Source organism: Nocardia flavorosea (assembly GCF_015477805.1).
GTDB lineage: Bacteria > Actinomycetota > Actinomycetes > Mycobacteriales > Mycobacteriaceae > Nocardia > Nocardia flavorosea_A.
Genome location: NZ_JADLQL010000008.1, coordinates 21,507 through 44,241, shown reverse-complemented (window position 1 = coordinate 44,241; position 22,735 = coordinate 21,507). Strand labels below are relative to the sequence as shown.

The following is a 22,735-nucleotide window of genomic DNA, read 5'->3' as shown; positions in this document are numbered from 1 at the left end:
CAAACTCGTTAGGAGCCTCCGTTTTGGGCGAATTCCTGAAGGTAGTCAACGGTTACGTCTGGAGCGACGCGCTCGTCTACCTGTGCTTGGCGACCGGTATCTATTTCTCGGTGCGGTCCCGGTTCCTGCAGTTGCGCCAGGTGCCCGAGATGATCCGCCTGATGATGAAGGGCGAGAGTTCATCGGCGGGGGTTTCGTCGTTCCAGGCATTGGCGATATCGCTGTCCGGACGGATCGGCACCGGAAATATCGCCGGTGTCGCGACCGCGATCGCGTTCGGCGGTCCCGGCGCCATGTTCTGGATGTGGGCAATGGCCTTCCTCGGCGCATCGACCTCGTTCGTCGAATGCACCCTCGGCCAGATCTACAAGACCCGCGACCCGATCACCGGCGAATACCGCGGTGGACCCGCGTACTACCTGAGCAAAGCGATGGCGCACACCAAGGCCGCCCCCACGTTCAAGGTCTACGGGTTCGTTTTCGCGGCGGTCACCGTGCTGTCCACCGGTGTTCTGCTGCCGAGCGTGCAGTCCAACTCCATGGCGTCGGCGATGCACCAGGCGTGGGGCTTGTCGGAGTGGGTGGTCGCGCTCGGCACGGCCGTGGTGCTGGGGGTGGTCATCATCGGCGGCGTCAAACGGATCGCGAACTTCGCGTCCGTGGTCGTTCCGTTCATGGCCGTGTGCTACATGATCGTCGCCCTGATCATCGTCGTGGTGAACGCCTCCGAAATCCCCTCGGTGATCTCGACGATCTTCGCGAGCGCCTTCGGCGCGGACGCGGCCTTCGGCGCGATCATCGGTGCGGCGGTGATGTGGGGTGTCAAACGCGGTATCTACTCCAACGAAGCAGGCCAGGGCAACGGGCCGCACGCCGCGGCTGCCGCCGAAGTCTCCCACCCGGCCAAACAGGGATTCGTCCAGGCGTTCGCCGTCTACTTCGACACGCTGTTCGTCTGCAGCGCCACCGGTTTCCTGATCCTGTCCACCGGCGCCTACCGGGTCTTCGAAGGCGAGACCGCCGACGGAGCCGTCATCGCCGACGGCGGCGTCCTACCCTCCGATATCGTCGTGGGCCCCAGCTTCGTCCAGCACGGCTTCGACACACTCTGGAGCGGCGCCGGCTCCACCTTCGCCGCCCTCTCACTGGCGTTCTTCTGCCTGACCACGATCATCGCCTACTACTACATCGCGGAAACCAATCTGCGGTTCCTGCTGAACAAGTACGGCACCGCGGTGATTCCGGTCCTGCGCTGGACAGCGGGTTCGGTCGCGACGGTCGTCTTGCAGGCACTGATCCTGGCGTCGGTGGTGGTCGGTTCGGTATCGACCGCGGCCGAAGCCTGGGCGCTCGGCGATATCGGGGTGGGTTTGATGGCCTGGCTCAATATCATCGGCATTCTCATCCTGCAGCAACCCGCGTACAAGGCGTTGCGGGACTACGAGAAACAGCAGCGGGCCGGGGTGGACCCGGTCTTCGATCCGAAGGCGCTGGGGATCGCCGGCGCCACGTTCTGGGAGACCTACGAGCCGAAGGGCGGCAAGGAAAAGGTGCCGACCAGGGTGTGAGCCGTCCGTCGGCCGATAGATGAACTCACCGTTCACGGTTCAGCCGGAGTGAACAACTCGGCTCCGGTTGATCACTGCTGGACGTCGCCGAGCAACCCGGCCAGAACTGTCCTCGCGGATGCTTCGGTGGCCGGGCTCGTATCGCGGGAGGGCCGGCTGGCCGGCTCGAGCGCGTGCCGGATATCACGCAGCGACTCGATCGGTCCTTGCCGCTGCTCATGGGGAAGCGCGTGATAATGCCCTGGAATGTGCTCGAGTCGACGGTATTCTCGCGGTGTACGGTTGCGCGTAAGTATTCGTTGTTCGGAGATCGCTGCGGGTGGGTGCAGCTGAAGGGGGGACCATGTCGGTAGAGCTCGACCCTGAAGACCTGCGTGCTGCAGCCGGGACAATGGCACTGCTCCCGGAGCAGATCAGCGGTGCGCCTATGCTGGCGGCAACAGCGGCTGCCGAGAAGCTGAAAGGCTCATCGATCGGTGTGTCACTCAATGGAAGTGACTCGTGTAGTAGAACCGCCAAAGATGTTTTGAAAGCAAGGTTCAGTCAGTTGGCGGCTTTGCTCTCGTTTTCCGCTGACAACTTTCAGGGCAGCGATATGGACGCGGCGAACCGGCTGAATTCGGTTTCCGATATAAACTCCGGAAGTCCGAGATAGGGAGACGAGTATGCCTACTCCTGGGGAAGTATTGAACTGGGACGTCGCCGGGCTCCAGAAGGTTGCCGATAATGCCACCGCGATCGCGGATGTGATCACGACAACGGGCAATGGGATGCAAAATGCCATATACGGGCTTGCCTGGACCGGTGAGGCACGTACTGCGGCAGAAGGCCGGGCAGACCGTGAGCAATCCCAGGTCAGGGCCATCGCCACGGCCTATGACGAATTGGCAGCCATATGCTCTGCTGCCGCACGCGATATATCGCATCCGGTATCGGAGATACGATCGATATTCCAATACTATGTTTCTCCACCTGTCACAGTCGGGGATGATTGGAGTATCGACGGGGTCGAGGACTGGAATTCTGAGTCGGGAATCCAGCTTGCACGACTGTCCGGATTGGTCGGTACCCTCCAGTCACTCGATGCACAATGGGGCGCCAAAATTGCGGCGGCCAACGACGCTCTTGCCGCCGCGGCGCCTCCTTCGGCCCTCGCAACGATCAACGCGTCGATCTCGGCTACGGTTGCGGATGATCCCCGCTCGGACCCGGAACGGCTCCGTACTTCAGCCGCGGCGTTCCAAGAAGTTTTCGGGCGTCCGCCGACCAGTGTCACCGATTGGGCGACAGCAGAGGTACTCAATCCCAAAAGCACTGATCCGAAGTATCAAGGGGCCTCCCCGGAGATCCGCGTCGTCAGGATTCAGCCGGTTCCAGGTCAAGGAGTTGTCCGCACCTCCCACTGGATCGAGCAGGAGAAGGCGTTCAACATCCCGAAGGACCTGGGGGACAATCGGACCAACGACCCGGATTTCGATCCCGAACAGGCGCGAATCACCACGTATATCGATTATGAGAACGGTCTGGTGGTAATGAGGCAAAACCCATCGGTATCCGAGGACGGCGAAGTCGATGTGGCCGAGCCGGAGGCCCAAGTCTGGCAGGCGGCCGACGGATCGGTACGAATCAACTACGACGCTGCCAATCCGCACTCGCCTGATCCGAGCGGAGTGTGGACAGTCAATGGGGATCTGGTATTTGTGCCGGGGCAGGGCGAACCTGGCGCGCCCGGATCAACTGGGGTTACTGTCCACGGGACACGAACCGACTACCCGTCACTCGAGGTCTACCAGACCTACGAGAACGGACACGTCAACGAGGTCGCTATCGACCCGGCCGTAACTGCGGCGGAAACCGGCGCACTCCAAAACCTTCCATTCCATCACCCGATACCCGGCTCCGATCCGGAAATACTGGACAAATTCAAATACATTCACGAATATCCGGGTGACCAACCTCCGGGCTTCCCACCGATATTCGAGTTCCCTGGCACTGCCATGGGAGGAGTCGACGACCCGCCCATCGTCGTGCCGATCACGCCCGAGGACCGGCCGCTGGCATGAAAAGGCTGTCGCTCGAGTCCGAGGAGCGGTACTGGGTTACTGCGACATTGACATTTCCGTGCGCGTTCGCGCTCGCCCACGCGCTGATCCTTCCGGTTGCCGCGGTTATGTCCAGTCTGAATGTCCCTGAGGATGCCGAGGCGCCGGCGGCGGCTGCGACGCTTCTCGCTGCCTTGCTGCTGATGGCGATATTGCTGGCCCGATCGGGATCGCTCGCGGTTCGCGGCGCAGCCTGCGGTCTCATGGCTGCAGGTCTACTGGTTATCGTGGCCGGCGTGATCGCATGAAATCTTCCGGTCGCGGTGGGACGGCCGACCCGGAACGGAGGGCCTTGCACGGCTGGTTCGGGCCGGCCGGGTTCGCGACCGTGGTCCTGGTGTTCTCGCTGTTGTTCGTTCTGATTTCGGTCAACGACCGTTTCGAAGCCTCGGTGTGGTGGTGGTCCGCGTTCGCCGCACTGGTCTTCGGCGCACTGCTGGCCGCGTTTCGTGGGATCACCCGGCAGATGGGGGTCGCACTGATCCTGGCCTCATCGGCGGTCGTGATTCCATCCACCGTCTATCCGATTCTCGCGGTACTGCTGTTCGGCTTACCCATTGCCGCGGTTTGCGCCGTGGCAGGCGGAATCCCGTATTTGATCTGGCTTCGTCGCCAACGGCGGAGCACAGACTGAGGGGCTGCACGATTGCCTGATTTGCGCAGGTTCAGCCTGACCCACATCGATGGATTCGGTGAAGGTGGCGGTCGCGGGGCATCCGGCGACCGGTCTCGCTTATCAGACTCCATCGGTGGTCGGGTTGGGACTCGATACGCCTGGGGCTCGTTTCGACGATCCGCCCTCTCGCGGATGAAGAGCTCAGAGGGCCACTCGGTCGGGAACGAAGCCGAATTGTTCCAGTCGTCGCCGCGCGATCTCCCGTTCGTGCTCGTCGAACAGCGTGCTGAAGCGTCCGTCGAGGACCGCTGCCTCGGCTGTGAGGTCGAGGCGACCGACCTCCCACAGCGTAGAGAACCCTTCCGAAACGGCCGGAGCTGCAAGGAGTTTTCGGACAGCTTCTACCGCACCGAGTTCGGCAACCATCCGGAGGAAGTGGTTGGCACGGTAACCCGCCTCCTTGTGGCATCGCACGATGGTCCGGGAGATATGGTGGCCGAATTCGGCAGCTTGATTCTCGGACGCGGGCGCTGCACCCGAAGCGATGTGATTCGGACGCGTTTCTTCGGAAAGCGGAGCCGGTTCGCCGACCGAGATTCCTGTTTCTTCACCGAACGATCCCGCCCGGTGTTCGGCATGGCCGTGTAATGCCTCTACCGACGTGAACACTCGGAAACCGATCTCGGTGAGCCGGGATAGATCGGCGTCTCCCGGTTCGAGGATCATCGCGACCGGGTCTCCGATTCCGTGCTGTAGTCCGTCGGGCCAGCACGCGTCCGCGACAACGAGTTCACGGCCGGTGGCGGGATCGGCGATTTCGGCCTCGCGGACCGGCCGGGCGTATCCGAGGGCGAGCAGTTCGTCGACCAGAGCCGTCACGCGGGCTGTGGTCGGATTGGGTTCTTCCGCGGCAATCTGTACGGGCCGCAGGAGGGGCGCCGGCAGGATTCCATCCCGCAGCTTCTCCAGGAACATCTGCGCCGCAGCAGTGAAAAGTTTCCGGCGCGCCTCGATGAACTGGGGGTAGCGGTCGAGCCGCCACAGGTTCGGGTCGGTGGGGATCCATTGCGATTCCAGCGCGCCGGGCCGGTTGCGCTGAACGTTCGACAGGTACTCCGCCGGGGTGAGCTTCTTCAGCGATTCCGCTGTGTGCTGCGGAAGAATGCAGAAGTTTGCCAGCGTGTAGACCGTCGAGCGGTCGTATCCGTGCTTGCGCAGGACATCGTTCGGGAAGATGTTGTGCACTTCCAGCGACAGATCCTCGCCGAGGTTCTCGGCCGTGAGTTCGAGGCCGGAGTCGAGGTCACGGGCCCCGGCGAGCCGGCTCATCATGTACAGCAACGGATAGAACCGGGCGCCGCGGCTCTGGCCGGTGAAATCGTCGGGCCGGATGACCAGCTTGCCGCCGCGGGATTGCCGGAGACTGGTGATCAGTGCGGTGATTCCGCCGCGCTGGGCGGCGTCGTAGTCGCGTTGCAGGAAGGTTTCGGCGGACGAGGTGTGCCGGCCCCAAAGCGATGCGTGCACATACCAATACAGGACCTTGTCCCGGTGCGCGTCATCATCGAACCGGCCATCGTTGAGTTCCAGCAGCCGGGACACGACGTGGATCGGTGCCGAGCCCATGAGCACCTGCGCGTGGTCCAGACCGAGCCGGTTCGAGACGGTGTCCAAGAACAGGTCGATATGGCCGACAGCCGAGCGGAGCGCCCGCTGGAATTCCTCGGGGGAGATCTTGCCCAGCGCGTCGAAAACCGAGCGGCCCGTGGCCACCGCGGTCACGTTCCGCAGCAGCCAGTCCAAGCTGAAATCGAATCCGATCCCGCGCCACCGTTCGAGATTGTCGCGCAGCTCCTGACGTGCTTCGGGCCAGCGAGCACACAGGCTCGCCAGCGCGAGATCACCCTTCGACAGTTTCGTACCACCCGAGTTGACGCGGTTGAAGATATCGACGACCTCGTCCACGGACCGGCCGGTTCCGGTGATCTTCTCCTCGTTGAACTCCCGGTCGACCACCTGTTTCAGCTTGTTGAGTCGTTCCAGATAAAGATCGAGTCGCTCGTCGTCGAATTCGTCGTGGCCGGAGAACCGGCGCATGTATCCCATCGGGCCGCGCTGGAAGAGCTCCGTGACATCGACCCAGGTCGGAGTCTTACGCATTTTGGTCGGAGAGTAGAACTCGAACAGCTCGTTCTCGACGTCGAAGTACAGCCCGCTGAATGCTTTCGGGTCACCCTCGAAAAACGGCGGGGGAGTCCCGCGAATGACGCCGTACATAGTCGTGACACGCTGCTGTCCGTCCAGCAGCAGCCGCCGAGGCCCGGCCGATCCATGTGCCTCGCCCCGTACCGCGACCTCCCCGGAGGCCGTTTCCCAGAACAGCAGGCCGCCGACCGGATGCTCCAGGTACAGCGAGCGCAGCAGCCCGCGTACCTGGTCACGGTTCCAGACATATCCGCGCTGGAATTCCGGCAGCAGCACAGTGCCCGAATCGATCTCGTCGAGCAGAATGGAAAGACGCGTCACGATAACCTTTCTGAGCCGGTCGCCGACGTCGGCAGCAGCGGGCTGGGCGCGCTGTGCCAGGTCACGAGCAGCTCTTCACGAGCACGGGTACAGGCGACGAACAGCAGGCATCGCTCACGCTGCAGATCACGCGCATGGGCCTGCCTGTCTTCCTCCGGCGGTGTGATCGCCGCCGCCGGCGGCACCTGCTGCGCGCCGACTCCTACCACACCGAGACACCGGAATTCGAGCCCTTTCATTCGATGCATGGTGCCGACGTTCACCTTGCCATCGGCTGCCTTAGCGAGATCGTCTGTCGGGATGCCGCTGTTACCGAGCGCGGTGCGCACCTGGTTGACCAGCTCACGTGACCTGGCGGCGATCCCGATCTCACCCGCTTCGACCCCGCGCTCGAGCCAGCCGCGCACTGTATCGGCCAGGTGCCGCAGCTCGTCGTCCTCGGTGGCGAAGCCGCGCACGTCCGGTGCGGGACCGCGTAGATCCGACCGGCATCCCGCGATCGAGTCGAACCCGCCGTCCATATCGTCGATCGGTTCGCCGTGCAGCAGCTCCATGCTCCATCGCAGGATTTCGGCGGTGGTCCGGTAGTTCACCGCCAGCTTGCGAGAACGACCGGTCACGTTGACCCCGACCTCGCGCAGGCTCACCACGTTGTCGTAAATGCGCTGGTGGGTGTCACCGGCGAGGAAGATATCGTCCGCGCCGGGCGCGACCGCGGCCCGGATGAGCCGCCACTGATCCGGGCTGAGGTCCTGCGCCTCGTCGACTACGACATGCCTGAACGACGGAGCCGAGCTCTCCAGGATCCGCACCGCTTCGCGGCACACCGTCTCATGTGTCCAGGCCTTCTGGTCCGCCAGCTTCTGTTCGAATATCGCCATCGCCTGCCACGTGAGCGCCTTCGCATGCGGTGGCAGGGGACGGCCGCGCCCACGTCGTTTCGGCGTGCGGGTGACTACGCGACTTTGACGCTGTGCGGCCCTACGCTGACCGTGATATCGGCTGGCCGCCCAGTGCCCGCGCATACCCGCGGAGTGTGTCCAGCTCCATCGCCGACAGGTCACCGTTCTCGATCTGCGACACCCGAGACTACGAGACTCCGGGCGCGGCGGCGACGTCGGCCTGGGATTTCCACAGTCTTACGCAATCCGCGATGTGGGCATCGAAGCGGAGGCCGCGGCCTGGTCTATGCGGATTCGTCGAGGAATTGTTTCAGCCGAGTTCGGTCGGGGATGCCGTCGTTGCCGAACACCGCGCATTTCTGCGCCGCCGACCAAGAGGCGATTTCCAGTGCCGCGGCCGTATCCGCTCCGGCGGCGACGGCCCAGGCCAGCGCACCGTGGAAAGTGTCACCTGCTCCGCACGAATCCTTGGTTTCCACAGGGAAACCCCGGTACCGATGCGTGCCGGTGTCGTCGAGGTAAACCCCGCCACGCACACCCTGAGTTGCGACCAGAACCTTCGGCTGGAAATCCGCGAAAACGAGCTGCATACCGCGCTCCAGCGATTCACCGGGATGCCGTTTGGCGAAGAACTTCTCCGGCGCGGCGATGTACTCGATACCGTGCAGGTACTCCTCGCTGGCCTCCTTGTAACCACCGGTATCTATGACGACCGGCACCCCCCGTTCACGACACGCGGCAACTGCGGCCCGGCTCAGCACGGCATCGGTGCAGTCGAGCAAAGCAGCATCCGCGCCGTCCACCGCGGAGTGCAGTGTCGCCAGCAGTTCCGGTGCGGCTGCGGGCTGCGGCATCCATATCGTCGAACGGCTACCGGTGTCCGCGGCGACGATCACCGCCGAATGCTGGCTGGTCTGCGCGTGTTCGAACAGATGCGCAGCGATCGGTTCGTTTTCCAGTTCGTGCCGCAGAACCTCGGCGTGCACGCCGGTGCCGCACATCGCGTACAGGTTCACTCCGCCCTCGCCGAGTCGCGCAGCGGCGATGGAGCCGCGACCCGCCGGACCGCCGACGACGGCCGCGTGCTGTCGGACCGGGTTTTCGCTGTCTTCGGCCGGATGACCGTCGAGCACATACAGGTAATCGATGGTCGCCATGCCGACGACGACCACAGTGGGGGAGGGGTTCACGAAAACTTGGCTGCTATCCATTCGCTTCCTGCCTTCGCCGAGATCGGATAATGGACGTCATCGAGTTCGGCTTCCTCCGCGATCCGGCGTGTGGTGACGATTACCGTCCCGGTGTTGCGGCGCAGGAGTGTGGCCGGTACACCCGCTGTTTCCGGAAAATGCGACATCTGGTGGATGATGCGCGCTTTACTACGGTCGAACGCCAGCACCATCAGCCCGGCGGATTCGATCGCGGCCGATAACCCGATGGTGAGCACCGATCGTGACGGCTGGTTCGGGTCGATATAGCGGCGTCCGTGTTCGCTCAACTCCACCACGCGGCAGCCGTCACCGGCGATGTCGTCGGGATCGGTGTAGGCGCCGATTTCATAGCCCAGGACTTCGCCGTCGGGTGATATCGAAATGCCGTATACACCGGGCGGGTAGAGCCGGAGGATCCGTTGAGCCGTCTGCAACGGATCGGCGTTTTCGGTGATCTGGCCCGACAGCAGTGACAGCTGCTGAGGTTCCGGTCCGAGGCCGCGTTCGGTGAGCGGCTCGATCAGAGCTTCCAGAACATGCCGGGTCCGCGACGAGTGATGCCGGTTGTAGACGCCGAATGTCTCGGTATCCGACACGATCGGGGCGGAGCCGAACGGTCGAGGCGCGTAATCCTGCCCAATGCGCAGCATGGCGCTGAACAGCTGCGTTGCCGCGCGACCGGTCGGAAGAACGACGCTGCGGTGTGGGGCCTCGTTCGCGAGCCGGAAGTACGTGTGTGCCGCCGCCTCGGCCGCCAGCGCCTCGTTCTCGAAGGCCACGACTCCGGCCGGCCAGCCGGAGACCCCAGCGGGCCGGGATGGCTGTACACCGGTTCTGCGATCCAGGCTGCGGCCACCGACCGCCGGGTTCTTCAGATCGCCGACCAGACTGTCGAGTGTGCTGTCGCGCCGGTCCAGCCAGTCCACCCACTGGGTGGGGGATAGGAAGTAGCCGAGCCCCTCCGGCTCGACCTGCTCCAGCCGGACCCAATAGATCGGAATCTTTGCCCTGTCCGCCAGCGTCACCTCACGTTTGACATGGATGCTCGAATCGGCTGATGCGCAGAACAGCAGTACGAGCGCCGAAGCCTCGTTGATTGCCGCCGAAATCGCCTCGTCCCATTTCGATCCCGGTGGAATATCCCGCGGTGCCCACCATGTAGTGATCCCGCGGCGCTGGAAGTACCTGGCGATATGCTCGACGACCGGCCGCTTGCTGCTGTGGTAGCTGATGAAGACGGCCATGGACCTCCCCTGGTGTATGTATGAATACAGCCCGGCCTATGCGCAGCGGCGACCGGCAGAGGTCAACGCCCTCTGCAAGTTTGGGCGCCGCCGGTGTTCGTTGTCAACTGGATCGACTGAGGCCGTACTTGTTCTTCGGGCTCCTCGGCACGAGGCTCTATTCATCTCTGGAAGAGGGCGATACCGACGGTCGATATACGGGGGTAGTGTTGAGCGCGATGGTCGGCCACCGGGTCCTGACCTCACCGCGGCGGGTACTCGGATGCCGCCTCGCCCAGGCACTTCGCAGGTAGTGCGGATCCGGGACGAGTTCGCCCGGCTGGTCGACCGCAGCGTCGATTGGAGGAGTGTCGCCGATGGTCGTCGGAACGGATATACGGCAACCACTGGTCGCTGTGGACAGCGTGCACGGTGCGGAGATCCGGAACCATCTCCCGGCGAGGGTCCTGCCGCGGACCGACGCGAGCTGATCATGGCGCGACTCGGCGTCACCGGACATATCCACCTCACGCCGGATACGGTCGACCTGATCCGCCGAGAGCTCGTCACTCGGCTGCAGGGATACCGAACTGGCCTGGTCGGGGTCAGCTGCCTCGCGCCCGGCGCCGATACGATATTCGCCGCTGCGGTTCTGGCCGCCGGTGGCCGGGTCGAGGTGGTCCTACCGGCTCGCAAATACCGAGATCACGGTGTCCCGGCCGCGGCGGTCCAAGTCTTCGACGCGCTGCTCGCGCGCGCTGAGAAAGTTCGAGTGATGCCGTATGAAGAACCTGCGGCGGAGGCATACCAGGCTGCGAACAAAGCCGTCCTGAGCGATATCGAGCGGCTCTTCGCCGTGTGGGATGGCGGCAGTGGTGGGCCGGGAAGTACAGCCGAGACCGTGAGATCTGCCCGGGATCGCGGAATACCAGTGGAGATCGTGTGGCCTGCAGGGGCCAGGCGGGCGTGAAACCGACGCAATGGCAACATAATTGGTCGTCCGAAAATCGTCGGCTGCGGAAGTGACTCCTGCTACGGTGACACCATGATCGCCGTCGAATCCGGTCGATGCGATGCTCCGGAATGAAGACCTGCCCGGTCTGTTCCAAGCCGCCGACGAAGCGGCAGTAGGGGGACAGCGCACTTACCTGCGCAACTACGGTCTTCGGCTGGTACTCGCCGTCGTGGCTGCCGTATGCGCCGCACTCAGCCTGCGGGTCGGTACACACGCCACCGATCTCGCTGCGCTCGGAACAGCGCTGGCCTTCGTCTGCATCCTCACCCTGGATATCGGGCTGCTCAGCTCACGCCCCAACCGGACCTGGCACGAAGGCCGCGCGCTGGCCGAATCGGCGAAAACCCTGGCCTGGAAATACGCGGTCGGTGGTGCCCCGTTCGACCACGCATTGACAGAGCCGCTGGCCGATTCTCAGCTGATCGACCGGACTTGGCAGTTGCAGCACAGCTTTCCGGAGGTACAACTCGAACCCACCACGGTCGCCACCATCACCGACCGTATGCGTGAACTACGTGGATGCACGTTCGTCGAGCGCAGGCAGGCGTATCTGGAGCACCGCATCCAAGACCAGCAACGGTGGTATGCCGCGAAATCGAAACAACACCGGCGTCGCGGGCGCCGCCTCCGGGCCGTTGCCCTGGTGCTCGAAATCGCCGGTATCGCCGCTGCGCTGGCCAAGGCGTTCAATGCCATCGATTTCGATTTGGCCGGTGTGGTTGCCGCGTCCATCGCCGGTATCGCCGCATGGACTTCTGCTCGGCAGGATGATCGGGTCTCCGCGGCCTATGCCACCACGTCGAACGAGTTGGCGCTGATCGCCGAAACCATCCGCAATTCCGGCGAAACGGACTGGGGAGCGGCGGTGTCCGGCGCGGAGGAAGTGATCAACCGCGAGCATGCGCTGTGGCGAGCTTCGCACGTCGAATAGCGCCGGCATGATCCGGCGCCGCCCGCGCACTTGCGATATCGGCGTCGTCGAGAATCGAGTTGGTGCCGTGTGGTCCAGTGCCGCGCACCGCAGCAGATAACCGTCACCACCGCGGGCCGCCGCAGCGGCGATCTCGCGACAGGTCCGGCGTGCGTCAGTAGTCCATTGGATGCTCGTATGAGCGGGGCTGTATTTCGCAACGGATACGCGAGCAGCACAGGTGTGGCAGGCGAGCGACTGCAATTTCCGGATCCCTTCCTCGGATATCCCGAGGTTAGGTAGTGCCGTGTGGTGTGTACCACAGGAATTCAATCCAGCGGAACAGTCCGCCCGCCGTGCCAGAAGTTGCCGGTTCGTTCTTCCGGGGCCCGAGGATCAGAGCAGGTCGTCGAGGACGGTGGGGGCGAGGCCGAGGGCGGTTGTCATGCCGATACCGGAGGTTACGGAGACGACGCGGACGCCGGGGGCGGGGGTGGCGACGAGGAAGTCGGTTTTCGGGGAGTCGGCGTAGATTCCGCGCCAGCGGCGGCGGACGGTGAGCCGGTCCACGCCGAAGAGGCGGGCGCCTTCGCGGAGAACGAGGTCGGTGACCGATTCCTCGTCGAAGGGGAAGTGGGTGCGGTTGTAGTGGTGGGTGTCACCGAGGACGATGGCGCCGTCGGGGCGCTGGGTGAACATCAGGTTCATCACCACGTCCAGGGTTTCGGGGGCGCGTTCGGTGATTTCGCGGCGGACCTCGGTAGCCGGCCCGGTGGCGGCGAGGCCGCCGTAGCGGAGCATCGAGTAGCCGGTGAGGACGGCGGGGTCGATCCGGATATCGCCGGGTGGGTCGACTTCCAGCATGTGCAGTTTGCAGCGGCGGACCTCGTTTTCTTCGGCGAGGACGGGGAACAGGCGATCGACGTCGTGGCCCGAGGCGTGCACGATCGCCGTCGCGGGCAGGTCGCCGCGGGCGGTGTGGACGATGCCGGGGGAGATCGCACCGGCATGGGTGTGCCAGCGGAAATCGACACCGTTCGCGGTGAGCCAGTCCGCGAGCGCGGGGATCGCGGCGCGGGGGTCGACCCGCAGGTCCAGCGGTAGGTGGGCGCCGCCGACGATTTCGTTGCTGTTGTGGGCGGCGGGGAACGTATTCGCCACACCGGCGCGGTCGAGCAGGCGCACCTGTTCGCGGCCGCGTTCGGCGGCGAATTCCTCGAGGACGCCCATTTCGGCGGTGCTGCGGGCGACGACCAGGGTGCCTGCGCGGACGATATCGAAACCGGCCTTCTCCGAGAGCCGCAGCCATTTCTCGCGGGCCGCCATGGCGTACTCGAGGACGGTCCCGGTCTGCGGGGTGGCGCAGAGGTGGCCGAAGTTACGGATCGATGCCCCGACCGCGCGGGCGTCGCGTTCGACGACCGCGACCCGCAGCCCGCGCTCGACCGCGTCGACGGCATGGGCGAGACCGACGATGCCGGCGCCGACGACGGCCAAATCGACCGGTCGGGTCGGCAGAGGTGGGGATGCGGGCGGTCGAGCAGTTGTCATGCCACGAATATTCGCAAGGCGGATATCGCTACTCAAGCCCTCCGAACAACTTGTATATATAAGTTAATCCGAAATTTCACCAGGACAGAGCGGTGATTCCAATCTTGTCCCGCATGCCGCATTATGCTTGTCCGGTCAAGTAGGAAACAGTGACCGGAAGGGACGATGTGGCTGTACCGCTGCATGCCAGGGTCAGCGCCGAACTCCGGGACCGGATACACCGCGGTGCGCTCCCACCCGGGGCGTCGTTGCCGTCGGAGGAACGGTTGTGTTCGGAGTTCGGTGCGTCCCGGGGGACCGTGCGTACCGCGCTGACGACCCTCCGGCACGAAGGGCTCATCGCCGGCGGGCAGGGCCGGCCACCCGTGGTGCGCGATACCACGCTCGGGCAGCCGTTCGAAAGCCTGCTCTCATTCACGGCCTGGGCCGAGCGGATCGGCAGAACGCCGGGGCAGCGCACGATCGAGATCGCGCGGCGCGGGGCCGGTGCCACCGCGGCCGCCGCGCTGGAAATCGCGGAAGGAACGCCGGTCGTCGAGGTCCTGCGAGTGCGGTCGCTCGACGGCGAACCCGTCATGCTGGAACGGGCCACCTTCGTGGAACCGGTGGGCCGGCTGCTTTTCGGCTTCGACCCCGACACCTCGTCGATCTACGCCCACCTGGCCGAGCAGGGCGTCGACCTGCATTCGGCGCGGCACACCATCGACGCCCTGGCTGCCGACCCGCACGACGCGACGCTGCTGGGTATCGACCCGGGAGCGCCACTGCTGCGGGAACGGCGTCGGACATCGACCGTGGCCGGCGAAGCGGTCGAATACGGTGACGACCGCTACCGGCCGGATCGCGTCACCTTCACCATCGACAACGCCCGTCCCGAGAAGTCGGGCATCGCACCCGATATGCGGGTCCGGAAACAGGCCGAATGAGCCAGAATGCGCAACGGTCACGTATTGCCCGCCGGGGCCGGTGATCTGCTGCCCGCCCCGTAGCCTGGTGGCCCGGCAGCCCGGCGGCTCGGTGGCAAGGCGTTGTGGCAGTCCGGTGGCCCGGCAGCCTGACGGCTCGGTGGCTCGGCAACCTGACGGCTCGGTGGCAAGGTGGCCTGGCAGTCCGGCGGCCCGGGTGGCCTGGTGGCCCGGCGGCTCGGCGGCTCGGTGGCAAGGCGTTGTGGCAGCCCGGTCGTCCAGTGGCGTGGTGGCCTGGTGGCTCGGAGACTGGGTGATCCGGTGGCGTGGCGGCCCGGTGACCCGGTGGCGGGGCGAGTCGGCGATGTGGCGACCCTGGTGGACCTCGAAGGCGCTCCCGCGGTGGGACTTACGGTTCGGTGCGCGGAAATATCGGTAGGCGGCAGAAAGTCCGGCAGCGATTGTGCGGGCTCGGCCGGCGACGCACACTTGCCGGCGGTAGACCGAAACGCCCAGGGAGGCAACATGTCCGAGTCACCGATTCAGCTTCCGACACCCGGTGAGTCCATTCTCGAAACCCATGAGCGCATCCTGCGCGCGGGGGAGATCGTGCCGATCGAACTGCCCGGTGGGGTGCCCGCGTTCATCGCGGTGAGTCATCGTGCGGTGAGCGAAGTACTCGACGACAAGGTTTTCGGTAAGCACCCGGCGCACTGTCCGGCCCTGCGGGACGGCTCCATTCCCGCCGACTGGCCGTTGCGGGCGCTCACCGATGCCGAACATATGCTCAACCAGGACGGCGCCGAGCACCGCCGGCTGCGGCAGACGATCAACAAGGCGTTCACCCCGGCGCGGGTCGCCGCCATGGAACCGCGGATTCAGCGGATCGCCGACGAACTGGTCGACAACTTCCCGGCCGGCGAGGAGATCGACCTGATCGCGAACTACACCACCCCGCTGCCGGTCCGGGTGATCTGCGAACTGTTCGGGGTGCCGGCCGATGAGCAACCGCAACTGAAGAACTGGACGCTGACCATCGTTTCGGCCACCAGCAGCGGTGACGAAGCGCAGGCGGCCATGGCGGCGATGGGCGGGTATTTCGCCGAGCTGTTGCAGCGCAAACGCGCCGAACCGGGCGACGATCTCACCTCGGCGCTGCTGGCGGCCGATGCGGCGAACGAGCTCACCGAGGAAGAACTCGTCAGCATGCTGTGGCTGGTGATCGTGGCCGGGCACGAGACCACGGTGCATCTGCTCGGTAACGCGGTCGTGGCGTTGCGGGAGTTTCCCGAACAGCTCGCTCGCGCGCAGGTGGAGAACCGCTGGGCCGATGTGGTGGAGGAGGCGCTGCGGTACCGGTCCTCGGTGGTCGGCGCGCTCATGCGGTATCCGCGCACCGATGTGACTGTCGCCGGTGTGCCGATCGCGGCGGGCACCCCGACGTTGTGGCACGGTGGCGTCGGCCGTGACCCGCTGCGCTACCCGGACGCCGAAGTATTCGATATCGACCACGAGCACAAGGACCAGCTCGCCTTCGGCCGCGGACCGCATTTCTGCCTGGGCGCACCGCTGGCCCGGCTGGAAAGCCGGATCGCGCTGGCCACCTTGTTCACCCGCTACCCCGAGCTGACCTTGGCGGTGGACCCGAAAAAGATCGAGTACACGGTGCAGATCAGCACCGTCGGACCGGTCGCACTGCCGGTGCGGCCGGGGCCCGCGGCATAGGGCGGGTGGTTCACGCCTGTTGGATGGCCTCGCCGCGGCAGCGCTGCCGGAACTCGCGGGGCGTCCGGCCGAAGCGTTCCTTGAACGCGGCGGAGAACCAGGCGGGCGTGAAACCGCAGCGGGTCGCGAGTTCGGCGATGCTCATGGTGGTGTGCGGGTCCGCCAAGGCTTCCCGCGCGACCCGCAGCGCTTCCTCCCGGCGCAGATCGCGGAAGGTGGTACCGGATTCGCGCAGCACCGTCCGCACCTGACGTTCCGACCAGCCGAGCGCGTGCGCCACGGCCGGTAGACGCACATCGCCGCGGCCGATATTCGCACGCAGGTATCGCCGTATGCTCGCGGCGATCTCGGCGCGGTGGGTGTGCTGCGGTCCGGTGTCCCCGGCGGCCAGCAGGCACAGCAGCTCGGTGATCCGGTCGCAGACCGCGGTGAATTCGTGTGCCGACAGCCGCGACTGCTCGGCGTGGGTGCTGCGGATCATGGTGTCGGCGACCCGGCCCAGCCCGCGGGTCAGGTCGAGGGCGAGGTTCATATGGGTGCGCGGGCGCAGGTTGTGGTCGAATTCGGTGCGGGGAACCTGTAGCGCGTAGGCGGCGGAATCGGGAATGTCGAGATGGCAGGGGAGTTCGAGACCGGTCACCGTCGCGTGGCCCGGCGTGACACGGGTGATGTCATCGCGGAAACGGATCCCGAACGGGCCGCGGTCGGGGATCACCACCCAGTAGAAATCGTCGCCGGGTTCGGCCCGGATATGGGCGGCGGTCCGGTGGCAGCGGCGCCGGCCGCGCTGATCCCAGCGCAGCAGCGTATAGGTCGCCGATTCCTGGGTGGTGAGCCCGGCCCGCCATTCGGGTTCGTCCCCGAATTGGTGGGCCATGGGTACGAAACCGTCGGCCAGCCCGGCGAACGATTCCGGACCGCAAGCCGGCACGCTGCTCCAGCGCACGAGTGGCCTCCCCTCGATCAGGATCGGCTGCCGTCCACTACCCGCCGATGCGATCAGCGCAATCACCCTACTGGGCGGGGACGTTCCCCGCTCGTCGTGGCGGGTTCACGACAGTGCTGCGACCACCTGGTGGTATCGGGCGGCATCATCCGGGCGCTCGTCCTCGAGCGACCAGGCGATCTCTTCCATGGCGCGCAGATACGCCCAGGCGCGGGCTCGTTCCCGATCCACGTCGAGCCCGTCGGCGGTGGCCGCGACAGCGCGGCGGGCGAGAACGGGATCGGGGGCCGTTTCGACCTGTTTCATGATGAGGAATCCGGCATCGAAGGCCGCCTCGCCCAGGAATGCCTTCGGATCGATCAGCAGCCACGGCTCTCGTTCGGCGGCCACGATATTGCCGAGATGGGTATCGCGGTTGACGATCAGCAGGGGCCCGTCCGGTACGGACAGCCACGTTCGCAGGTCACGGGCGCGGGCGGTGACCGCGGCCGGGAGGTAGTGGACCATGTCGGGCGTGAAAAGCTCCTGCTCCCAATGCGAAACGATATCGGCCACCAGTGGAAGTGCCGGATATCCGGCCGGAACACCGGTGGGCGGACGACGCAGCCGCTGGTACAGCGCACAGGCGGTCTGGATCTTGTCCGCGTTCTCCGCCCTGCCCTCCAGCGGTATCCGCGGCTGCGCGATCAGCGGTGTTCCGGGCCGGGCCCATTCGAGCAGTAGGGCGCCGCTGCCGGGGTCGTAATCGTAGAGGCGAGCCGCGCCGTCGCCCTGATAGCAGAACATCCCGGTGGCCTCACCGGCGTTCTCCTCATCCGGTACCGCGATTTTGAGTACTGCCACCGAACCGTCACTGCGCCGCACCGGCGCCACGAAGGAATGCGTACCGCCGCCGAACGGCCGCCCGATCACCTCGAGTTCCCATTCCCGGCACTGCCGGGCCACCACGGCGGGCAGAGCGGCGAGCCAGCGTTCGCCCCGTTCCTCGAAAATGGTGCGGATAGTGTCCACCACATCGGGCGGGAGGTCGAGCGTCATCGATTCAGCTTGCGGTCCGGTTCTGTTTTCGACAACCGGATTTACCGGACCCGAACCGCGCCGGCCGCCGCCGCGACTCCCGTAAGCTGCGGTGGCCGGGCGATCCGGGCCCGGTTCGACAGCGAGAGGACGGCTCGTCGATGCCTTCGCCCACCTTCCATCCCGACCTGCGCCTGGCGCGATTGCTGCCCCGTTCGGTAGTGCATCCGCGCACAATCGGAACCATCCGGCGTCTCACCGATCGCGCGGGCCGCGCCCGGCCGGCGGGCGGGGCGATCGAGCGGGTCGACGAGACGGTGACGGTCCGGGTGTTCCGTCCCGCCACGTCTCCGCGGCCCGGCCCGGCCCTGCTGTTCGTCCACGGCGGCGGCTATGTGATCGGCAATGCCGCGATGGGGGATCGGTTCTGCCGGTCGGTGGCCCGCCGTCTCGGGGTCGTGGCGGCGTCGGTGGAATACCGGCTGGCGCCGGAGCACCCCTTTCCGGCGCCGCTCGACGACTGTTACGCGGCGCTGCGCTGGCTGGCCACGCATCCCGACGTCGACGCGGACCGGATCGCCATCGCGGGGGAGAGCGCGGGCGGCGGACTCGCCGCGGCGCTGGCCTTGCTGGCCCGGGACCACGGGGAGATACGGCCGGTGCTCCAGCTGCTGTCCTATCCGATGCTGGACGACCGGACCTGCGCGGAATCCCCGCTCCACCCGAGCCGGATGCGCATGTGGAGCCGGGGCAGCAACCGGTTCGGCTGGTCTTCCTACCTGGGCCCGGCCGCGGGCGGTGCGGTGCCGCCGCTGGCCGCCCCGGGACGTTGCGACGATCTCGCGGACCTGCCATCGGCCTGGATCGGCGTCGGAACCAACGATCTGTTCCACGCCGAAGACGTGGCCTACGCCGAGCGGTTACGCGCCGCAGGTGTGCCGTGCGAACTGTACGAGGTCGACGGCGCGTACCACGGTTTCGATCTCGTCGAAGCCGGGACCGGTGTCGGGCGGGCATACCGGGAGGCGCGATTCACCGCGTTGTCGGCGGCGCTCGGAGAAGGCCGGCAGGTCGCGTCCTAGCCGATCCGGGCCGAGCCGGGCGCAGCGCCGGGCCGGTCAGGACGAGGGCAACTCTCGTCCGCGGTGGGCGGTGGCCCGGGGTGCCCGATGGCAGACTGCGGATATGAGTACACCCGAGTGGGCGGATGTGGACCGGTACGTGGTGGACCGGTTGGTACGCGACGACGAGGCGAGCGCGACGCTGCGGGCGAACGCGGCGGCGGGGCTGCCGTCGATCGATGTCTCCGAGGCCCAGGGCAAATTCCTGTATCTGCTGGCCCGGTCGACCGCAGCCCGGCGCGTGCTGGAGATCGGCACGCTGGGCGGATTCAGCACGCTGTGGCTGGCCCGCGGGGTCGGCGCGGACGGGCAGGTGGTGACGCTCGAATACGAGCCACGGCACGCCCAGGTGGCGCGGGAGAACCTGGACCGGGCCGGCGTCGGGGACGTGGTCGATATCCGGATCGGCGCGGCAATGGAATCGCTGCCGGTGCTGGCCGCGGAAGAGCCGGAACCGTTCGACCTGGTATTCATCGACGCCGACAAGGTGAACAACGCGAACTACGTGCAATGGGCACTGCGATTGGGCCGGCCCGGCACGGTCGTCGTGGTCGACAATGTGGTCCGCGGGGGCCGCCTCGCCGACGAGACCTCCGACGATCCGGCCGTCCGGGCGAGCCGCGAACTGGTCGATCTCCTGGCCGGGGAACCCCGGCTGGATGCCACGGTCCTGCAGACGGTGGGCGCGAAGGGCTGGGACGGTTTCGCTTTCGCCGTGGTGAGCTGATCCGCACACGGTTCGCCGACGGGTAGCGCCCGGCACGGCCGAGAGCCCGCCGACGGTGTCGCTGCTGCCGACGCGGGTGGAGGCCGCGACGATATCGCGTAATGCGCCCATACCGTCGGAAACTCGATCGTCGGCAGTCCGGCCCGGTCGCGACGGCGCCCGGCAGCCGGCCCGCTGACGGGAGCACGGGCCGGCACACGGCGATGCGGCTGTCGAGCGTGTCCCGCCGATTTTTCGAGCGGCCGTCCCCGATACTCGGCGGATGACCGGCGCCCGCGAGGTTCCCGCTACGGCGCCGACGCTCGACCGCCGCCGCCGCAACATCGTGTTCGTCACCATCGTGCTCGGCATGCTGATGGCCGCGCTCGACCAGACGATCGTCGCGACCACCCTGCCCACCATCGTCGCCGATCTGGGCAGCGCCGGGCATATGGCGTGGCTGGTCACCGCGTATATGCTCGCCGAGGCCATAACGACGGTGCTGGCCGGTAAATTCGGCGATCTCTTCGGCCGCAAACTCGTCTTCCAGATCAGCGCGGTGGTTTTCATCCTGGGCTCGATCCTGGCCGGCGTCGCCCAGGACATGCTGACCCTGATCGTTGCGCGGGGAATCCAGGGTGTCGGTGCGGGCGGGCTGATGGTGACCGCGATGGCATTGATCGCCGATGTCATTCCGCTGCGCCAGCGCGGTAAGTATCAGGGCGCGATGGGTGCGGTGTTCGGGGTGACCACCGTACTCGGGCCGACCCTGGGCGGCCTGTTCACCGATCACGCCAGCTGGCGGTGGTGCTTCTACATCAATGTTCCGGTGGCGGTGGTGATGATCGTGCTGGCCGCCCGGGTGATTCCCACGGTGCGCCCGGCGGTGCGCCCGGTGATCGACTACCTCGGAATCGCGCTGGTCGCGCTCGGCGTGGCCGGACTGATCCTCGGTCTCGAATGGGGTGGCTCCGAATACCCCTGGGGTTCGCCGACGATCATCGGCCTGTTCGCCGGATCGGTCGTGCTGCTGGCGGCGTTCGTCGTGGTGGAGACCCGGGTGCCCGAGCCGATGCTGCCGATGGATCTCTTCCGCAACCGGGTGTTCACGGTGTGCTCGATCCTCAGTTTCATCGTCGGATTCGCGATGCTCGGGGCCATGACCTATCTGCCCACGTACCTGCAGTATGTGGACGGTGTCTCGGCCACCGAGTCCGGGTTGCGGACCCTGCCGATGGTGGTCGGCCTGCTGATCACCTCGATCATCTCCGGAAATATCGTGTCGACCACGGGCCGTTACAAACCCTTCCCGATCGCGGGTACGGCAGTGATGGCGCTCGGCCTCTACCTGATGTCGACGATGGGGCGCGATACCGGTATCTGGCTGGAATCGCTGTACATGCTGGTCCTCGGGCTCGGTATCGGGTTGTCCATGCAGGTGCTCACCATCGTCGTGCAGAACACCGTGCCCTACGCGCAGTTGGGCACCGCGACCTCCGGTGTGACGTTCTTCCGCACGGTCGGAAGCGCGTTCGGTACCGCGGTGTTCGGCACCCTCTACACGGGGAAACTCGACCCGGCCCTGGCCGCGGCGCTGGCCGAATCGGGTGTCGCTCCGGAGATCGCGCAGAGCCCGGCGGCCCTGCGGGAGTTACCCGATGACCTGGCGGCCCCGATCATCGAGGCATATACGACCGCTATCGACACCGTGTTCCGGTGGGTGGTGCCGGTGGCCCTGGTCGGTTTCGTGGTGGCGTGGTTCTTGCGGGAGGTGCCGCTGCGCGACAGCACCCGGGCGCGTGCCGCGGAGCTGGGGGAGGGCTTCTCCATGCCGGATTCCGCAGACCGGGCGGCCCAGCTGGAACGCGCTGTCGCTCAGGTGTTGCGATGGGATCAAGGTCGGTACCCCGGCTCGCGGGAGTTGCGGGACCACGGTTCGCCGGGGCAGCCGCATCCCGGTTCGTCCTGGCGACGGACATCCGGTTCGCCGGGTGCGCGAAAACCCGTACTGCCGGGCCCTTCACTGCACGACCTCACCGGTGGGGAACTTCCCGAGTCCATAACCTGGGCGATCGGCGCGGTGCATCTGCGGGCCCGGGTGCGCGGCGGGGCGACACTCACCGGTATCGCGGACGACCATATGGTCCCGGTCGGTGTCCTGGAACCGGTCTACCGCGACACCGCGCGAGCCGGCTACGTGACCGCAGACGGTGATTCGCTGCGGCTGACCGGCAGCGGAACCCAGCAGGCCGAGCGTTTCCGCCGGGTCTGGCGAGGCTGGCTGGACAAGCATCTGGAGGACTGGACATTCGACGACCCCGCCGACAAGGCCCTGCTCGACGGAGCGCTGGACAAGATCGCGGGCGAACTGCTGGACGACCAGAGCCGCCGTCCCACCTTCGCCGGCTGAACGAGCAGCCCGACTCCACGTGCCGTCTCGCGAATCTGCTGTTCAGCGTCGCCGGACCAGGCGGTGCACCACGCCACTCGGGTTGGGAGCTTCTCCAGGTGGCCGAACTACCGGCAGACCGCCTGAGCCACCGCTGTGCACCGTGCGGGCATCGCCGTATATGCGTCCGTCGACGCCGTGGGCTACGCCGGAGCGGAATCGATCACGGTGCCACCGTGCGGTGACGATCCGGCGGCCCTGGGCGGAGACGAGAGACCGGTGCGCGATACCGGCGCGGTCCC

18 protein-coding genes are annotated in these 22,735 nt (G+C 66.2%); 11 read left to right on the top strand and 7 right to left on the bottom strand.

Going from position 1 to position 22,735, the window contains the following annotated elements; genetic code table 11:
• Window positions 1-23: 23 nt before the first annotated feature.
• The 5 genes from IU448_RS27910 (at window position 24) to IU448_RS27890 (ending at window position 4,304) form a co-directional block, all read left to right on the top strand.
• On the top strand, window positions 24-1,568 hold the full coding sequence (locus IU448_RS27910) for an alanine/glycine:cation symporter family protein (protein ID WP_195058713.1): 1,545 nt from the start codon (window positions 24-26) through the stop codon (window positions 1,566-1,568).
• A gap of 343 nt (window positions 1,569-1,911) precedes the next feature.
• Window positions 1,912-2,223 (top strand): hypothetical protein, encoded by a 312-nt coding sequence (locus tag IU448_RS27905; protein ID WP_195058712.1) that lies wholly within the window; start codon window positions 1,912-1,914, stop codon window positions 2,221-2,223.
• Between the two features lie 10 nt (window positions 2,224-2,233).
• Entirely contained in the window at window positions 2,234-3,631 is a 1,398-nt protein-coding gene (locus IU448_RS27900) for a WXG100 family type VII secretion target (RefSeq protein ID WP_195058711.1), read from the top strand.
• Window positions 3,628-3,918: a hypothetical protein gene (locus IU448_RS27895; protein WP_195058710.1), complete on the top strand. Its 291-nt coding sequence runs from the start codon at window positions 3,628-3,630 to the stop codon at window positions 3,916-3,918. The genes IU448_RS27900 and IU448_RS27895 overlap by 4 nt, the downstream gene beginning before the upstream one ends.
• Window positions 3,915-4,304, top strand: a complete 390-nt coding sequence (locus tag IU448_RS27890; protein WP_195058709.1) for a hypothetical protein — start codon at window positions 3,915-3,917, stop codon at window positions 4,302-4,304. The genes IU448_RS27895 and IU448_RS27890 overlap by 4 nt, the downstream gene beginning before the upstream one ends.
• A 183-nt stretch (window positions 4,305-4,487) precedes the next feature.
• Here the strand turns inward: IU448_RS27890 and IU448_RS27885 are convergent, their stop codons facing one another.
• From IU448_RS27885 to IU448_RS27870, 4 genes are all read right to left on the bottom strand, one after another.
• Window positions 4,488-6,812 (bottom strand): GmrSD restriction endonuclease domain-containing protein, encoded by a 2,325-nt coding sequence (locus tag IU448_RS27885; protein ID WP_195058708.1) that lies wholly within the window; start codon window positions 6,810-6,812, stop codon window positions 4,488-4,490.
• The gene (locus tag IU448_RS27880) at window positions 6,809-7,693 is read right to left on the bottom strand and encodes a 3'-5' exonuclease (RefSeq protein WP_195058707.1); all 885 of its coding nucleotides are present in this window, start codon (window positions 7,691-7,693) and stop codon (window positions 6,809-6,811) included. The genes IU448_RS27885 and IU448_RS27880 overlap by 4 nt, the downstream gene beginning before the upstream one ends.
• A gap of 305 nt (window positions 7,694-7,998) precedes the next feature.
• The gene (locus IU448_RS27875) at window positions 7,999-8,925 is read right to left on the bottom strand and encodes a PfkB family carbohydrate kinase (RefSeq protein WP_195058706.1); all 927 of its coding nucleotides are present in this window, start codon (window positions 8,923-8,925) and stop codon (window positions 7,999-8,001) included.
• Window positions 8,901-10,169, bottom strand: coding sequence for a TIR domain-containing protein (locus IU448_RS27870; RefSeq protein WP_195058705.1), 1,269 nt, complete (start codon window positions 10,167-10,169; stop codon window positions 8,901-8,903). The genes IU448_RS27875 and IU448_RS27870 overlap by 25 nt, the downstream gene beginning before the upstream one ends.
• A 1,052-nt stretch (window positions 10,170-11,221) precedes the next feature.
• Here IU448_RS27870 and IU448_RS27865 point away from each other — a divergent pair.
• Window positions 11,222-12,094, top strand: coding sequence for a DUF4231 domain-containing protein (locus IU448_RS27865; protein ID WP_195058704.1), 873 nt, complete (start codon window positions 11,222-11,224; stop codon window positions 12,092-12,094).
• Window positions 12,095-12,469: 375 nt separating this feature from the next.
• On the opposite strand, the gene IU448_RS27860 is transcribed toward IU448_RS27865, so the two are convergent.
• Complete coding sequence (locus IU448_RS27860) at window positions 12,470-13,624, bottom strand: TIGR03364 family FAD-dependent oxidoreductase (RefSeq protein ID WP_195058703.1); 1,155 nt, start codon at window positions 13,622-13,624, stop codon at window positions 12,470-12,472.
• 149 nt (window positions 13,625-13,773) lie between these two features.
• Here IU448_RS27860 and IU448_RS27855 point away from each other — a divergent pair, with 149 nt between their 5' ends.
• Window positions 13,774-14,550, top strand: coding sequence for a GntR family transcriptional regulator (locus IU448_RS27855; RefSeq protein WP_324188738.1), 777 nt, complete (start codon window positions 13,774-13,776; stop codon window positions 14,548-14,550).
• Window positions 14,551-15,054: 504 nt separating this feature from the next.
• Complete coding sequence (locus IU448_RS27850) at window positions 15,055-16,254, top strand: cytochrome P450 family protein (protein ID WP_195058702.1); 1,200 nt, start codon at window positions 15,055-15,057, stop codon at window positions 16,252-16,254.
• Between the two features lie 10 nt (window positions 16,255-16,264).
• Here the strand turns inward: IU448_RS27850 and IU448_RS27845 are convergent, their stop codons facing one another.
• Together IU448_RS27845 and IU448_RS27840 are read right to left on the bottom strand one after the other, a co-directional pair.
• Window positions 16,265-17,200 carry a helix-turn-helix transcriptional regulator gene (locus IU448_RS27845; RefSeq protein WP_195058701.1) on the bottom strand — a complete coding sequence of 312 codons (936 nt, stop codon included), beginning with the start codon at window positions 17,198-17,200 and terminating at the stop codon, window positions 16,265-16,267.
• A 105-nt stretch (window positions 17,201-17,305) separates the two neighbouring features.
• Window positions 17,306-18,238 carry an aminoglycoside phosphotransferase family protein gene (locus IU448_RS27840; RefSeq protein ID WP_195058700.1) on the bottom strand — a complete coding sequence of 311 codons (933 nt, stop codon included), beginning with the start codon at window positions 18,236-18,238 and terminating at the stop codon, window positions 17,306-17,308.
• A 140-nt stretch (window positions 18,239-18,378) separates the two neighbouring features.
• Here IU448_RS27840 and IU448_RS27835 point away from each other — a divergent pair, with 140 nt between their 5' ends.
• From IU448_RS27835 to IU448_RS27825, 3 genes are all read left to right on the top strand, one after another.
• Complete coding sequence (locus IU448_RS27835; protein ID WP_195058699.1) at window positions 18,379-19,299, top strand: alpha/beta hydrolase; 921 nt, start codon at window positions 18,379-18,381, stop codon at window positions 19,297-19,299.
• A gap of 103 nt (window positions 19,300-19,402) precedes the next feature.
• Complete coding sequence (locus IU448_RS27830) at window positions 19,403-20,065, top strand: O-methyltransferase (RefSeq protein WP_195058698.1); 663 nt, start codon at window positions 19,403-19,405, stop codon at window positions 20,063-20,065.
• Window positions 20,066-20,327: 262 nt separating this feature from the next.
• The gene (locus IU448_RS27825) at window positions 20,328-22,454 is read left to right on the top strand and encodes an MDR family MFS transporter (RefSeq protein ID WP_195058697.1); all 2,127 of its coding nucleotides are present in this window, start codon (window positions 20,328-20,330) and stop codon (window positions 22,452-22,454) included.
• Window positions 22,455-22,735 lie beyond the last annotated feature (281 nt).

Coding starts and splice junctions, on each gene's coding strand:
- IU448_RS27825 (WP_195058697.1), top strand. CDS start 20,328: ATGACCGGCGCCCGCGAGGTTCCCGCTACGGCGCCGACGCTCGACCGC.
- IU448_RS27900 (WP_195058711.1), top strand. CDS start 2,234: ATGCCTACTCCTGGGGAAGTATTGAACTGGGACGTCGCCGGGCTCCAG.
- IU448_RS27865 (WP_195058704.1), top strand. CDS start 11,222: ATGCTCCGGAATGAAGACCTGCCCGGTCTGTTCCAAGCCGCCGACGAA.
- IU448_RS27870 (WP_195058705.1), bottom strand. CDS start 10,169: ATGGCCGTCTTCATCAGCTACCACAGCAGCAAGCGGCCGGTCGTCGAG.
- IU448_RS27895 (WP_195058710.1), top strand. CDS start 3,628: ATGAAAAGGCTGTCGCTCGAGTCCGAGGAGCGGTACTGGGTTACTGCG.
- IU448_RS27860 (WP_195058703.1), bottom strand. CDS start 13,624: ATGACAACTGCTCGACCGCCCGCATCCCCACCTCTGCCGACCCGACCG.
- IU448_RS27830 (WP_195058698.1), top strand. CDS start 19,403: ATGAGTACACCCGAGTGGGCGGATGTGGACCGGTACGTGGTGGACCGG.
- IU448_RS27905 (WP_195058712.1), top strand. CDS start 1,912: ATGTCGGTAGAGCTCGACCCTGAAGACCTGCGTGCTGCAGCCGGGACA.
- IU448_RS27890 (WP_195058709.1), top strand. CDS start 3,915: ATGAAATCTTCCGGTCGCGGTGGGACGGCCGACCCGGAACGGAGGGCC.
- IU448_RS27835 (WP_195058699.1), top strand. CDS start 18,379: ATGCCTTCGCCCACCTTCCATCCCGACCTGCGCCTGGCGCGATTGCTG.
- IU448_RS27840 (WP_195058700.1), bottom strand. CDS start 18,238: ATGACGCTCGACCTCCCGCCCGATGTGGTGGACACTATCCGCACCATT.
- IU448_RS27880 (WP_195058707.1), bottom strand. CDS start 7,693: ATGGCGATATTCGAACAGAAGCTGGCGGACCAGAAGGCCTGGACACAT.
- IU448_RS27875 (WP_195058706.1), bottom strand. CDS start 8,925: ATGGATAGCAGCCAAGTTTTCGTGAACCCCTCCCCCACTGTGGTCGTC.
- IU448_RS27850 (WP_195058702.1), top strand. CDS start 15,055: ATGTCCGAGTCACCGATTCAGCTTCCGACACCCGGTGAGTCCATTCTC.